The 12,937-nt window shown below is 61.7% G+C and carries 16 protein-coding genes; 9 read left to right on the top strand and 7 right to left on the bottom strand.

The features are described 5' to 3' along the window. Nucleotides 1-111: 111 nt before the first annotated feature. Nucleotides 112-465 carry a DUF952 domain-containing protein gene (locus NXC14_RS02620; protein ID WP_085779949.1) on the top strand — a complete coding sequence of 118 codons (354 nt, stop codon included), beginning with the start codon at nt 112-114 and terminating at the stop codon, nt 463-465. Continuing rightward, nucleotides 462-1,550, top strand: coding sequence for a quinone-dependent dihydroorotate dehydrogenase (locus NXC14_RS02625; RefSeq protein ID WP_085776840.1), 1,089 nt, complete (start codon nt 462-464; stop codon nt 1,548-1,550). The genes NXC14_RS02620 and NXC14_RS02625 overlap by 4 nt, the downstream gene beginning before the upstream one ends. On the opposite strand, the gene NXC14_RS02630 is transcribed toward NXC14_RS02625, so the two are convergent. The 3 genes from NXC14_RS02630 to NXC14_RS02640 are packed head-to-tail and all read right to left on the bottom strand — an operon-like array spanning nt 1,526 to nt 3,667. Then, complete coding sequence (locus NXC14_RS02630) at nt 1,526-2,872, bottom strand: MATE family efflux transporter (protein WP_085776841.1); 1,347 nt, start codon at nt 2,870-2,872, stop codon at nt 1,526-1,528. The genes NXC14_RS02625 and NXC14_RS02630 overlap by 25 nt on opposite strands. Nucleotides 2,873-2,880: 8 nt before the next feature. Next, on the bottom strand, nt 2,881-3,399 hold the full coding sequence (locus tag NXC14_RS02635) for a CAP domain-containing protein (RefSeq protein WP_085776842.1): 519 nt from the start codon (nt 3,397-3,399) through the stop codon (nt 2,881-2,883). 1 nt (nt 3,400) lies between these two features. Further along, nucleotides 3,401-3,667, bottom strand: coding sequence for a DUF6460 domain-containing protein (locus NXC14_RS02640; protein ID WP_085779950.1), 267 nt, complete (start codon nt 3,665-3,667; stop codon nt 3,401-3,403). Nucleotides 3,668-3,809: 142 nt separating this feature from the next. Here NXC14_RS02640 and NXC14_RS02645 point away from each other — a divergent pair, with 142 nt between their 5' ends. The 3 genes from NXC14_RS02645 (at nt 3,810) to NXC14_RS32265 (ending at nt 6,061) form a co-directional block, all read left to right on the top strand. Continuing rightward, a complete protein-coding gene (locus NXC14_RS02645; protein ID WP_085776843.1) occupies nt 3,810-4,742 on the top strand; it encodes a methyltransferase domain-containing protein in 933 nt (310 codons plus the stop codon). Between the two features lie 211 nt (nt 4,743-4,953). After that, complete coding sequence (locus NXC14_RS02650) at nt 4,954-5,589, top strand: YitT family protein (protein WP_085776844.1); 636 nt, start codon at nt 4,954-4,956, stop codon at nt 5,587-5,589. 304 nt (nt 5,590-5,893) lie between these two features. Further along, nucleotides 5,894-6,061, top strand: a complete 168-nt coding sequence (locus NXC14_RS32265; protein ID WP_157131363.1) for a hypothetical protein — start codon at nt 5,894-5,896, stop codon at nt 6,059-6,061. Between the two features lie 51 nt (nt 6,062-6,112). On the opposite strand, the gene NXC14_RS02655 is transcribed toward NXC14_RS32265, so the two are convergent. Next, nucleotides 6,113-6,574 (bottom strand): carboxymuconolactone decarboxylase family protein, encoded by a 462-nt coding sequence (locus tag NXC14_RS02655; RefSeq protein WP_085776845.1) that lies wholly within the window; start codon nt 6,572-6,574, stop codon nt 6,113-6,115. Between the two features lie 21 nt (nt 6,575-6,595). Continuing rightward, nucleotides 6,596-7,096, bottom strand: coding sequence for an Rrf2 family transcriptional regulator (locus tag NXC14_RS02660; RefSeq protein WP_085779951.1), 501 nt, complete (start codon nt 7,094-7,096; stop codon nt 6,596-6,598). A gap of 97 nt (nt 7,097-7,193) precedes the next feature. Here NXC14_RS02660 and NXC14_RS02665 point away from each other — a divergent pair, with 97 nt between their 5' ends. Beyond that, nucleotides 7,194-9,704 carry a ligase-associated DNA damage response DEXH box helicase gene (locus NXC14_RS02665; protein WP_085779952.1) on the top strand — a complete coding sequence of 837 codons (2,511 nt, stop codon included), beginning with the start codon at nt 7,194-7,196 and terminating at the stop codon, nt 9,702-9,704. Between the two features lie 26 nt (nt 9,705-9,730). After that, on the top strand, nt 9,731-10,456 hold the full coding sequence (gene pdeM, locus NXC14_RS02670) for a ligase-associated DNA damage response endonuclease PdeM (protein WP_085776846.1): 726 nt from the start codon (nt 9,731-9,733) through the stop codon (nt 10,454-10,456). A 51-nt stretch (nt 10,457-10,507) separates the two neighbouring features. Here the strand turns inward: pdeM and NXC14_RS02675 are convergent, their stop codons facing one another. Beyond that, complete coding sequence (locus NXC14_RS02675; protein WP_085776847.1) at nt 10,508-11,089, bottom strand: transglycosylase SLT domain-containing protein; 582 nt, start codon at nt 11,087-11,089, stop codon at nt 10,508-10,510. A 172-nt stretch (nt 11,090-11,261) separates the two neighbouring features. Then, nucleotides 11,262-11,819, bottom strand: coding sequence for a dihydrofolate reductase family protein (locus tag NXC14_RS02680; RefSeq protein WP_085776848.1), 558 nt, complete (start codon nt 11,817-11,819; stop codon nt 11,262-11,264). 202 nt (nt 11,820-12,021) lie between these two features. On the opposite strand from NXC14_RS02680, the gene NXC14_RS02685 reads away from it, so the two are divergent. After that, complete coding sequence (locus tag NXC14_RS02685) at nt 12,022-12,630, top strand: TetR family transcriptional regulator (RefSeq protein WP_085776849.1); 609 nt, start codon at nt 12,022-12,024, stop codon at nt 12,628-12,630. Nucleotides 12,631-12,642: 12 nt separating this feature from the next. Continuing rightward, the gene (locus tag NXC14_RS02690) at nt 12,643-12,930 is read left to right on the top strand and encodes a YciI family protein (protein WP_085776850.1); all 288 of its coding nucleotides are present in this window, start codon (nt 12,643-12,645) and stop codon (nt 12,928-12,930) included. Nucleotides 12,931-12,937 lie beyond the last annotated feature (7 nt).

Raw genomic sequence — 12,937 nt, forward strand, 5'->3', positions numbered from 1 at the left:
CCTCCGGATTTTGCCTTGGCTGGCCCCGCTTTTTCAGTGCCGGGGCGTGGACATCGCCGCCTCTTTCCGGCAAAGCGCTCATGACCCAGGATCAGCAATCGCGAGGCCATGATGACCGTGACACCGACCCTTTACAAGATCGTGACGGAAACGCTCTGGCAGCAAGCCGGACAAAGCGGTGTTTTTCATGGCGCCGGCATCGATCTCAAGGACGGCTTCATCCATTTCTCCACGGCCGACCAGGTGAAGCAGACCGCGGCCCTGCATTTTGCCGGCCAGTCCGGCCTAGTGCTGGTCGCCGTCGATGGCCGCGGTTTCGGTGACAAGCTCCTCTTCGAACCCTCCCGCGGCGGCGATCTCTTCCCGCATCTCTACGCCGATCTGCCGCTTGCGGCCGTGCTCTGGGAGGCGCCGCTGCCGCTCGATGAGAACGGCGTTCATATCTTCCCGGAGCTGCAGCCATGATCGATCCCTTCAAGCGCATCGCCCGCAAGGGTCTCTTCCTGTTCGACCCGGAAACGGCGCACGGCATGTCGATCGCCGCGCTGAAGTCTGGCCTCGTGCCCGCCTGCCGGATCACTCCCGATCCGCGCCTGCGCCAGACCATCGCCGGCCTCACTTTCGAAAACCCGCTCGGCATGGCGGCCGGCTATGACAAGAATGCCGAAGTGCCGGAAGCGCTCTTGAAGCTCGGCTTCGGCTTTACCGAGATCGGCACCGTGACGCCGAAGGCGCAGGCAGGCAATCCGCGCCCGCGCATCTTCCGCCTGGTCGAGGATGAAGCCGTCATCAACCGCCTCGGTTTCAACAATGAGGGCCATGACGCCGCTTTCGGACGTCTCTCAACGCTGGCGGGCGGCGGCATGATCGGCGTCAATATCGGCGCCAATAAGGATAGCGAAAATCGCATCGCCGATTATGTCGCCGGCATCCGCCGCTTCTATTCCGTCGCGCGTTATTTCACCGCCAATATCTCCTCGCCGAATACGCCCGGCCTGCGCGACCTGCAGGCACGCGAAAGCCTGGCGGCGCTGCTGTCGGCCGTGCTTTCGGCGCGCGACGAGATGGCGCAGAAATCCGGTCGGCAGATCCCGGTCTTTCTGAAGATCGCCCCTGACCTGGCCGAGGAAGGCATGGACGATATTGCGGCGGAAGCGCTCGCGCATCCGCTGGATGGACTGATCGTCTCCAACACCACGCTGTCTCGCGACGGTCTCAAGGACCAGCGCCAGGCGAAGGAAGCGGGCGGTCTTTCCGGCGTGCCGCTGTTCGAAAAATCGACGGCGGTGCTTGCCCGAATGCGCAAGCGCGTCGGCCCTGATCTGCCGATCATCGGCGTCGGCGGCGTCTCCTCGGCCGAGACAGCGCTGGAGAAAATCAGGGCGGGTGCCGATCTCATCCAGCTCTATTCATGCATGGTCTATGAAGGCCCCAGCCTGCCCGGCGATATCGTCCGCGGTCTTTCGGCGCTGCTCGACCGCGAAAAGGCCGGCTCGATCCACGCGCTGCGTGACAGCAGGCTGGATTACTGGGCGGCGCGGAAGGTCTGATCGGCCCGCAGCCCGACCAGCATGGCGAGGAAGAAGCCGCGGAACAGCAGGAAGGCGTTCATGCCAAGCCACAAACCGTGATTGCCGAAGAGCGGCACGAAGACGGCGAGCATAAGGAGGTAACCGGCAAAGGACATCAGCATCCGGTTGCGCATGTCGACCGACCATGTCGCGCCGATGAAGACGCCGTCCATCAGGAAGGCGAGCGCCCCCGTTAGTCCGGTAATCGCAGCCCAGGGCAGATAGGTTTCGGCCGCCTGCCGCACCTCCGGCGAGGTGGTCAGCACCGAGATCAGCCACGGGCCGGCGAGGAAGAAAAAGGCGGAAGCCAATGCGGCCAGTCCGAACGACCAGATGGTTGTCAGCTTCAGCCCGCGGTCGAAGGCCGGCCTGTACCGCGCGCCGATCGCCCGGCCAGTGATCTGCTCGGCGGCATTGGCAAGCCCGTCGAGATAATAACCTGATAGCAGGAAGAAATTCATCAGTACGGCATTGGCGGCCAGAGTCACCGCCCCGAAGCCGGTGCCGATCCGCGTCATGATCGTGAAGGCGCCGATCAGCACGAAGGTGCGGATCAGGATGTCGCGGTTGAGTGCGAAAAGCTCCGCCAGCCGGTGCCGGGAAAAGATCTCGGCCCATGCCGGACGCTCGGCCCTGCCGAAATCTTTGAGCACGATGAAAAGTCCGGCGAATGCGCCGGCTGTTTCACCGGCCGTGGTTGCCCAGGCGACCCCGGCCACGCCCCAGCCGAGCGACAGGCCGAGATAGATGGATAGCAGAATATTGATGCCGTTGATCAGCGCCTGCAGCAGCAGCCCGACACTGCCCTGTCCGCGCCCGAGCACGAAGCCGAGAATGGCGTAATTCGCCAGCGCCGCCGGTGCCGCCAGCATGCGGATCGCGAAATAGGTGCCGGTCGCCTCGGCGATTGCCCCTTCCGCGCCCATCAGCCGCAATCCCGCGGTCTCGATCAGCGGCGAAAGACAGAGCAATGCCAGCCCGCAGGCGAGCGCTGAGATCAGCGCTCGCCAGAAGACAGCCTGCTGTTCGTGCCCGTCGCGCCGGCCATAGGCCTGCGCCGTCAGTCCCGTCGTCGAGGCGCGCAGGAAGTTGAAACTGCCAAGGATCAGATCGAAGAGCATGGCGCCGATCGCCAGCCCCGCCAGCGCTTCCGCGTTACCCACATGACCGACGACGGCGGTGCTCGTCAGCCCGAGCAGCGGCGTCGTCATGAAGCCGAGCGTCATCGGAATGGCGATCGAAAGCACCAACCGGTGCGTCACCTCGAAAGCGAGAGTGTTGTTGTTGCTGCGCGTATCCATGACCTGCCTTAGATCGAGGCAGAATCGCCTCGGCTGGAAAGCACCATGGCCCAGTAGGGTAGGTTCCTGGAAGACGTATTATGGGCGACTGCGACGCCGAGGCCGTCATAACGCCCGAGCATGTTTTCCAGATGATGCGGCGAATTGATCCAGGCCGTCACAACGGCGGCGACGCTCTGCTGGCCGGAAGCGATGTTCTCGGCCGCCGGCAGCCGCACGCCGCTCGCCTTGACGCGGGCGCCGAAGCTGTCCGTCATGCCCATGAGGTGCGCCATCTTGCCGGCGCTCGCCATGCGCTTCGCCTGGAAGAGGGCCGCCGTCTGCGCCGCCGGATCGACCTCAAGCGGCGGCAGGCCGTTCTTTGCCCTCAACTGGTTGACGAGCGGCAGCACGCTCGTCGTCTCGTCCTCGCCGTTCGAGGGCGTGCCGGCAATTCGCGGGGTCGTGGTGCAGCCGGCGATGCCGGCGGCGAGTGCAAGTCCGGAAAGAGTGAGCAGGCTGCGCCTGGAAAGATCGATTGATATCATGTTATCGGCGATAGCTGAAAAGGCGAAGGATGACGAAGAGCGGGATGACGATCGTCGCCCCGAGGAGGAGATAGTCGCCGACGCGCCCGAGCGCGGCAAAGCCCCGGTGCCAAAGTTCCAGGATGAAGTCGCGGAACCCATAGATGATGTTCCACGGCGTCAGGCCAAAAACGGTCATGACGAATCCGACGATCAGCGACACCACGATGAGTTTAATCAATGTGCGGCCGAGCGAATCGCCGAGGAACCTGTTCACCTGATCGGACATGCGCCATCTCCTGTTTGCCCCTGGAATAAGGTCGCGGCGCACCGCCCGCAAGCCCTTTCCGGAATTGGCCGCTTCGCCTCTGAAATAGGACTTGAGTTTTTTTGTGGCTGCCGGCAAATGCCAGCGAAACGATAGGTTCGTCATGCAGTCCCACCAGCTTTCCTCAGGCGATGTCATCGCCGACCGCCGCGCCGATTATGCCAGGATGCTCGAAGAAGGCGGCGAGGCCGAGGCAGCGGCCGAGCTGATGGAGCAGGCGCTGGAGCTCGTGCCTGCCTGGGCCGCCGGCTGGTATCGGCTCGCCACCTATCTGGAAAAGGCGGGCAGGGGGGAAGCCGCGATCGAGGCCTATCGTCGGACGATCGCCCTCGATCCCGAGGATATATTCGGCGCCACCCTCAAGCTTGCCCTTCTCGGCGACTCTGCGATCCCCGACCGGCCGCCGAGCCGCTACGTCGAGCGCCTGTTCGACGATTATGCCGATCGATTCGACACCGCCCTCGTCGAAAAACTCGATTACAGCGTCCCGCAGAAGCTCGCAGACCTCATCGCCTCCACCGGCAGGCGTTACGAATGCGCCGTCGATCTCGGCTGCGGCACCGGCCTGCTCGGCCCGGAGATCCGCGCTCGCGCCCGCCGCCTCGAAGGCTTCGACCTCTCGCAGAACATGCTGGCCAAGGCCGCGGAGAAAGGGGCCTATGATCATCTCGCCCGAGCCGATCTGTCGCTTGCGCCCGAGCGCTCCGGCCTGTTCGACGATGCCGGGCACTGGCGGGCCGACCTCGTGAGCGCAGCCGACGTGCTGATGTATCTCGGCAACCTCGAGAGCGTCTTTGCGATCGTCGGCGAACTCGCCGCCGCCGGTGCGGATTTCGCCTTCTCCGTCGAGGATGCGGGCGACGGAGAGGCTTTCCAACTCGCCCCGTCGTTGCGTTACGCCCATTCGGAAGCCTATGTGAGGCGGCTGCTTTCCCGCCACGGCTTCGAAATTCTCAAGATCGTCAGGACGGTCATTCGCAAAGATGGCGGAAAACCGGTTTCCGGCATTCTGTTCCTTACGCGCAACGCTGCGTAAGCGAACTTTTCTTGCTATTTTTTAATAGGTCAGCATTACTTACCTATTTTGCTTGATTGCAACGGCAGAAGACTGATATTTCACTGGTATCGCCAAGAGCGCGGCGATACCGACCGCGCCCCGCCGGCTCATTTCACATTGCAAAAAACGTCACCGCCTTCAGGAGTTCCTCCGAGGCTTTCGCGAACCTGTCTGCCGTGGAGACTGGAATATGACACAGCGCATCAATGCCCTTGGCGTCTGGAATACCAGCGCGACCCGCCATACGCCGATGGAAGATGTGCAAGGTATCTTCTCCGGCAGTCTGATTGCCGCTCTCGGCATTTATGTGCTCGCCAGTGCCGGCCTTCTCACCGGCAGCACCGCCGGTGTCGCCTTCCTGCTGCACTATGCCTTCGGCGTCAATTTCGGCCTCGCCTTCTTCCTGCTCAACCTGCCGTTCTTCTATCTCTCGTGGAAGCGCCTCGGCATGGCCTTCACGATCAAGACCTTCATTGCCATCGGCCTGTCCTCGGTGCTATCAGACGTGCAGTCGCGCTTCTTTTCGATTTCGAGCATCCACCCGGCCTGGGCTGCCCTTCTCGGCGGCCTGCTGCTCGGCTTCGGCCTGCTGGCGCTTTATCGCCACCGCGCCAGCCTCGGCGGCGTCGGCATTCTCGGCATCTACCTGCAAGAACGCTTCGGCATCCGCGCCGGCCTCGTCCAGCTCGCCATCGACATGTGCGTCCTCGCCGCCGCCTTCTTCGTCACCACGCCGTCCGTCGTCTTCTATTCGGTGCTCGGCGCCATTGTCCTCAACCTCTTCGTTGCCATCAACCACCGCGCCGATCGTTACATTGCGCTGTAGGGGTGGCTGCCCCCCTTATCCGTCTACGGGCATCGACCGAGGCCGAACCACGGGTCTCGACCCGTCCTTCGGACCCCGCACGCGAGGCGAAGGGATATGCCGCGACCTCTCCGTTCTTCGCACACCTTTCACAGGGCACGTCCCCTCTCCCCGTAAAACGGTGAGAGGGGACGCGCCCTAATCGGGCATTCACCGATAACGGACTAACCTTACAAATCAGTAACCCATTCTAAACAAATCGTAACTTGCCTCAGATCGTCCTCGGCGCGACACTCCTGTCGCGCCGGATTTGATGAGGTGAACCATGTCAGATTTGGAAAAACTCGTAAGACGCCGCATGCAGGAAGAATACGCCAAGGGCGCTTCCGCAGAGGAAATTACCAAGGTCGTCCGCGACATATTCAACAGCATCGACCTCTCGGGCAGTGGGTCTGAAGCCGTTGCCGCGCGCGCCGCTGCCGATCGCGATTAACCTGATATTCGACCGACCCGAGATCTTCGGGTCGGTTCCCGTCAATATCGATTACGCGGCTTTCGTCACCTGATCGATCGGGTGCTGTGAGCGGAAGCCGACGGCAAGCCGGTTCCAGATATTGATCGCGCCGATCGCCACCGTAATCTCGGTCATCTCCTTCTCGGAGAAATGCGCCTTCAGTGCCTCGTAGTCTGCGTCCGGCGCGCCTGTCTTGGCGATATTGGTCACAGCGTCGACCCATCCGAGCAGGGCCCTTTCGCGCGTGTCATAGACCGGCGATTCCCGCCAGACGCACATCAGGTTGATCCATTGTTCGCTGAGCCCGTCGTGGCGGGCTTCCTTCACATGCATATCGACGCAGTAGGCGCAGCCGTTTATCTGCGAGGCGCGCAGCTTGATCAAATGGATGAAGCGGCGCTCCAGTCCGGAAGACTGGACATATTGTTCGAGTGCGGCGACCGCCTTGTAGGCATCGGGAGCGGCCTTGGCGAAGTTGAAACGCGGTTGCATGTCTTTCTCCTTTGATATGGCTCAACGAGCCGTCTTGCGTTCATGGATTTCAAGGAAGGCGCAGCCTCGGGCTGCGATCGATCCGTCGTCGAGGGCGGCGAGTTCGATGCCGAGATCGGCAATGCTGGTTTTGGCGAGTTCGGCCCGGTAGACCCGCTCGGCCCGGAGCATTGCCGCGCTGATGTTGCAGGGCTTGGAAAAGAAGTGGTCGGAGACCGGGTTCGGTCCGCGCTGGCGGATTTCGGCGCAGCGAAAGGCCGGGGCCGGTCCCTCCACAGCAAGCAATATGTCGAGCAGCGAAATCTCCGCCGGCGCCTTCGCCAGCCGATAGCCGCCCTTCGGCCCCGGCACCGTATCGAGGATGCCGGCGCCCGACAGTGCCTGCAGATGTTTGAGCAGATAGCTTGTCGACACGCCGTGGAATTCCGCCAGCGCAGCCGCCGAAAGGACACCGCCTTCGGAGAGGCCGGAGAGCATGGCGACGCTGTGAATGGCCTGCTCGACTCCATCGCTCATTTTCATCGGTGTCATCTCCTCAATTCGTGGATAAAAAATATCCATGATTCTCGCTTCTGTCAACTGCCCTTCTTTTTCGCCCGCTTTTCACTACCTTCAGGACGTGGACCAGATCGATTCCGAAGCCCGCGCCCTATTGCCTGAAGCCTTTGCCCGCTGGTTTGCGGAAAAGGGCTGGCGCCCTCGCGCCCATCAGTTGGAACTGCTGTCCCGCGCCGAGGCCGGTCAAAGCACGCTGCTGATTGCGCCGACCGGCGCCGGCAAGACGCTCGCTGGCTTTCTGCCCTCGCTCACCGATCTCACCCGCCGCGGCAAAATTCCGCCCGGCTCCGCCTTCACCGGTATCCATACGCTCTACGTCTCGCCGCTGAAGGCGCTGGCGATCGATATCGAGCGCAACCTGATGAAGCCGGTCGAAGAGGTGGGCCTGCCCGTCACGATCGAAAACCGCACCGGCGATACGCCGATTGCCAAGCGCCAGCGCCAGAAGCTCAATCCGCCGGATATTCTGCTGACGACGCCGGAGCAGGTTGCCCTGCTTCTGGCGAACCGTGAGGCGGAGCGCTTCTTCAAGGACCTGAAATATGTGGTGCTCGACGAGCTTCATTCGCTCGTCACCTCCAAGCGCGGCCATATGCTGTCGCTCGGCCTTGCGCGCCTTCGCCGCCTTGCCCCCGGCCTGAAGACCATCGGCCTGTCGGCGACCGTCGCCGAGCCGATGGACTTGCAGAAATGGCTGGTCGCCCAGGAGGAGGGGAGGGAACATCACGCTGGTCTTGTCGTCGTCGAAGGCGGTGCCAAACCCAATATCTCGATCCTGTCGACCGAAGAGCGCATTCCTTGGGCCGGTCATGCCGCCCGCTATGCCATTCCCGATGTCTACAAGCAGCTCCTCGAACACCAGACGACGCTGCTGTTCGTCAATACCCGCAGCCAGGCCGAGATGCTGTTTCAGGAACTCTGGACGATCAATGACGACAACCTGCCGATCGCCCTCCACCACGGCTCTCTCGATGTCGCCCAGCGCCGCAAGGTCGAGGCGGCGATGGCCGAAAACCGCTTGCGCGCCGTCGTCGCCACCTCAACGCTCGATCTCGGCATCGACTGGGGCGATGTCGATCTCGTCATCCATGTCGGAGCGCCGAAGGGCGCCTCACGCCTTGCCCAGCGCATCGGCCGCGCCAACCACCGCATGGACGAGCCTTCGAAGGCGATCCTCGTGCCGGCCAATCGCTTTGAAGTCATGGAGTGCCAGGCAGCCCTCGACGCCAATTATATCGGCGCCCAGGACACGCCGCCCGTCGGCCGCGGCGCTCTCGACGTGCTCGCCCAGCACGTACTCGGCATGGCCTGCGCCGAACCCTTCGACATGCTGGAGCTCTATCACGAGGTCACCAGCGCCTCGCCCTATGCCGATCTTAGCTGGGAGACCTTCGAGCGCGTCGTCGATTTCGTCGCGACCGGCGGTTATGCGCTTAGGACCTACGAGCGTTACGCTCGCATCCGCAAGACCAAGGAGGGCCGCTGGCGCGTCTCCAATCCGGCGGTCGCCCAGCAATACCGCCTCAACCTCGGCACCATCGTCGAAAGCCCGATGCTGAACATCCGCATGGTCAAGCGCGGCGAGGGCGGCCGGCTCGGTCGCGGCGGCGCCACGCTGGGCAAGGTCGAGGAATATTTCCTCGAGCAATTGTCGCCGGGCGACACATTCGTGTTTTCGGGCAAGGTGCTGCGTTTCGAAGGCATACGCGAAAATGAATGCCTGGCGTCGCAGGCCTTTTCGCTCGATCCGAAGATCCCCGCCTATAATGGCGGCAAGTTTCCGCTGTCGACCTATCTCGCCGAGCAGGTGCGGGCGATGATCGCCGATCCCGATCGCTGGCGCCACCTGCCGGATCAGGTGCGCGACTGGCTGTCGCTGCAGACCGACAAGTCGATGCTGCCGAAGCGCGACGAGTTCCTGATCGAAACCTTCCCGCGCGGCAGCCGCGGCTATATGGTCGCCTATCCCTTCGAAGGCCGTCTCGCCCACCAGACTCTCGGCATGCTGCTGACCCGCCGGCTGGAGCGAGCGGGCGCCAAGCCGCTCGGCTTCGTCGCCACCGATTATTCGCTCGCCGTCTGGGGTCTCGAGGATATGGGGCTGATGATCGCCAATGGCCGGCTCAACCTCTCCGATCTCTTCGATGAGGATATGCTCGGCGACGATCTCGAGGCCTGGCTCGCCGAATCCTTCTTGTTGAAACGCACCTTCCGCAATTGCGCCGTGATTGCCGGCTTGATCGAGCGCCGCCATCCGGGCAAGGAAAAGAGCGGCCGCCAGATCACCGTCTCGGCCGACCTGATCTATGACGTGCTGCGCAGCCATGAGCCGGATCACATCCTGCTGCAGGCAACGCGCCAGGATGCGGCGACGGGGCTTTTGGATATAAGCCGTCTTGGCGATATGCTGATGCGAATCAGGGGCCACATCACCCACCGCCCGCTCGACCATATTTCCCCGCTCGCCGTGCCGGTGATGCTGGAAATCGGCCGCGAGGCGGTACCGGGCGAGGCCCATGATGCGCTATTGGCCGAGGCGGCGGACGATCTGATCGCCGAAGCTCTGGCATGATGATGACTGGGAAAAATACGATTGTGATGAACCGCCTGGCGCTGGCGCGCGACATTTCCGGATTGGCTGCGATCCCCGGCATCGAGACATCGGTGAACGGCATTGCCGCCGTCTGCGATCCGCTCGGCGCCCTCTATCTGCCGGATGCCGGACTGCTCGTCGTCTCCGACCTGCATCTCGAAAAAGGCGCAGCATTCGCCCGCCGTGGCATGATGCTGCCGCCCTATGACACGCTGGCGACGCTGACCGTGCTTGCCGCCGTCATTTCCCGCTATGATCCGAAGCTCGTCATCTCGCTCGGCGACAATTTTCACGACCGCATCGGTTCGAAGCATCTGCCGGAAAATTTTCGCGCGCTGATCGTCGGTATGGCGCGCGGCCGCGAATGGATCTGGATCAACGGCAACCATGATCCCGACGGCATCGTCGATCTGCCCGGCGCTTGCGCCGACGAGGTGCATTATGCCGGCCTGACCTTCCGCCACGAGCCGAGGAACGGCTTGCAGAGCGGCGAAATCGCCGGCCACCTGCATCCTTCGGCGACCGTGCGCCGGCGCGAACGATCAATCCGCCGCCCCTGTTTCGCCACGGACGGCGCTCGCCTCCTGATGCCGGCCTTTGGGGTGATGAGCGGCGGCCTCGATCTCGGCCATCAGGCGATGAAGGGCTTGTTCGAAAAGGAATCGCTGATCGCGCATCTGTTGGGACGCGATCGGATCTATTCGGTCAGGTATGGGAATTTGCGGGGGTAGCGTCTGTCCTCGATGTGTGCCGTGGGGGTGCCACACTGCACGCCTTTGAACTTAATCACACCCCTGCAATTGCTGCTGATACGTCCCCGCCATTCGCGCGAACTTCTGCGCCGTCTGCTGCAATTGCCCGTTCGAGCGCCAGTCGCCGCGTTTATATCCCGTCGGCCCCGAATAATAGGCGAGATAGAGATTATAGGCATCGCTGAGCGGAATACCGGTCTCCACACTGTTCTGGTAATGATACCAGCCGATGAAATCGATCGCGTCGGCGAAGTTCGTGCGCCGCGCCGCCCAGTTCCCCGTCTGCGACTGATAGTGATCCCATGTCCCGTCGAGCGCTTGCGAATAGCCGTAGGCGGTCGAAGGCCGGGTCCAGGGAATGAAGCCGAAGAGCTTGGTGCGCGGCGGCCGCGCGTAGGGCTGGAAACCCGATTCGGTGTACATCGTCGCCATCAGGATCGGCACGGGCACGCCGTATTTCTTCTCCGTCCGCTCTGCCGCCCTCTGCCAGCTGGAGAAAAGACCTTCGCGCTGATCGAAGACGGCGCAGATGTTCCTCGTCTGCTTCGGCGCCGTCGCGCAGCCGGCAAGCAGCGCGAGACCCACGGCGGTCAGAACGATACGAGTACGCATGACAGAACCTCTCGTTTCCGAGAGATTACTAACTCGTAAATGTTAAAAACCGGTTTTTAGTCGAATACGAGCTTTTCTGAGGGGGCTATTATGAAAACCCCTCCCCAACCCTCCCCCTGTTGGGGGGTTGGGGAGGGGTCTTTTTCAGGAACTAGACAGCCATGACCCACCGCTACGCCCTGACCGGCTCATAACGCAGGATCACCGCGCCACTTTGCGTGGTCGAGGATTCAATAAGCCTCAGCGGCACCTGGGCCTCGGTCGGCTTGAAGAGCGGATTGCCGCCGCCGAGAATGACCGGCACCACGCAAACCCTGATCTCATCGATAAGGCCCGCGTTCAGCAGGCTATCGGCAAGCACGGCGCTGCCGAAGATGAAGATCGTCTTGCCGTCCTCCTGCTTCAGCCTCGTCAATTCGGGGATCGGATCGCTGACAATGCGGGCATTGTTCCAGCCAGGATCGGTCATTGTTCGAGAGACGGCGATCTTGGCGATGCCGTTCATATAGACCTTGATCTTGTCTTCGTCCTCGGCAGTCGGCCAGTAGGCGGCCATGCCCTCATAGGTCTTGCGGCCGAAGACCAGGAGGTCACCTTCCTCGCCGAACTGCTCGGCATAGCGCTTGAGCTCCGGTCCCCAGGCTAGATTGTGGAAGTCGATCTCCCACGGTTTCGTTCCCTCGAAATAGCCATCGAGCGTCATCAGGTTCCAGACGACAAGCTTCCGCATTTCATCCTCCTCAAGTGAAAACCGCTTTTAATAAGCAACTGGTTCACAGTAATTCAACTGATTGCGATAGGCAAGCGGTCCTGGAGGCGAAGGGGGCCGCCGACAAGAAGTTTCGGCGCTTGACTCTTCTAGGTCAATTGTCCTAATTCCTAGGTCAATTGACCTACGAATCGTAGCTTTGCGGACAGAAGGGAGAATGAAAATGGTCGCTGCGGCCACCCGGCAGCAAATTGTCGAAGCAGCCGACAGGCTTTTCTACGAGAGAGGCTTTGAAGCAACGTCCTTTGCCGACATTGCGGGTACAGTCGGACTCTCGCGAGGCAATTTTTATTATCACTTCAAGACGAAGGACGAGCTTCTCGATGCGGTGATCACCCATCGCCTCCTCAAAACCAGGTCAATGCTCGATCAGTGGGAAGCACAGGCCGAGGCACCTGACGAGCGTATTCTCAGCTTCGTCAATCTCCTCATCGTGAATCAGTCGAAAATCATGGCCCACGGTTGCCCGGTCGGCACGCTTTGCGCCGAACTCGCCAAGCTCGATCACATTGCCAAGAGCCGTGCTGCCGAACTTTTCGATCTGTTTCGCCATTGGCTCTCACGTCAATTCAGTGAGCTTGGCCGCGAGGCTGAAGCCGATGCGCTTGCCATGCGCATTCTGATGCGGAGCCAAGGTGTTGCGACGCTTGCGGCCGCCTATCGCGACGAAATCTTTGTTCAAAACGAGGTGGAAAATATGCGCGCGTGGCTGGCGGAGCAGCGGCCAGAAACACCCGCCTTTCCCGACACCCTTTCACGACAGCATTCCTGAAGGAGACACTGCATGTTTTTCATTACTCTGAAATTTTCTGAAAGCAGGGCCAAAGCACCGGTTCTGATGGAAGCGCATAATGACTGGCTCAAACGAGGCTTCGACGACGGGATTTTTCTTCTCGCCGGCGGCCTTCAGCCGAGCGCAGGTGGAGCAGTCGTCGCTCACAACACCTCGCGCGCCGAACTCGAAACCAGGATTCAGCAGGATCCTTTCGTAGCGGAAGGCGTCGTCAGCGCCGATATTCTGGAAATTGCCCCCGCTCGCGTCGACGAGCGGCTCGCCTTCCTGAAGACATGAGACACGA

Source organism: Rhizobium sp. NXC14 (genome assembly GCF_002117485.1).
GTDB lineage: Bacteria > Pseudomonadota > Alphaproteobacteria > Rhizobiales > Rhizobiaceae > Rhizobium.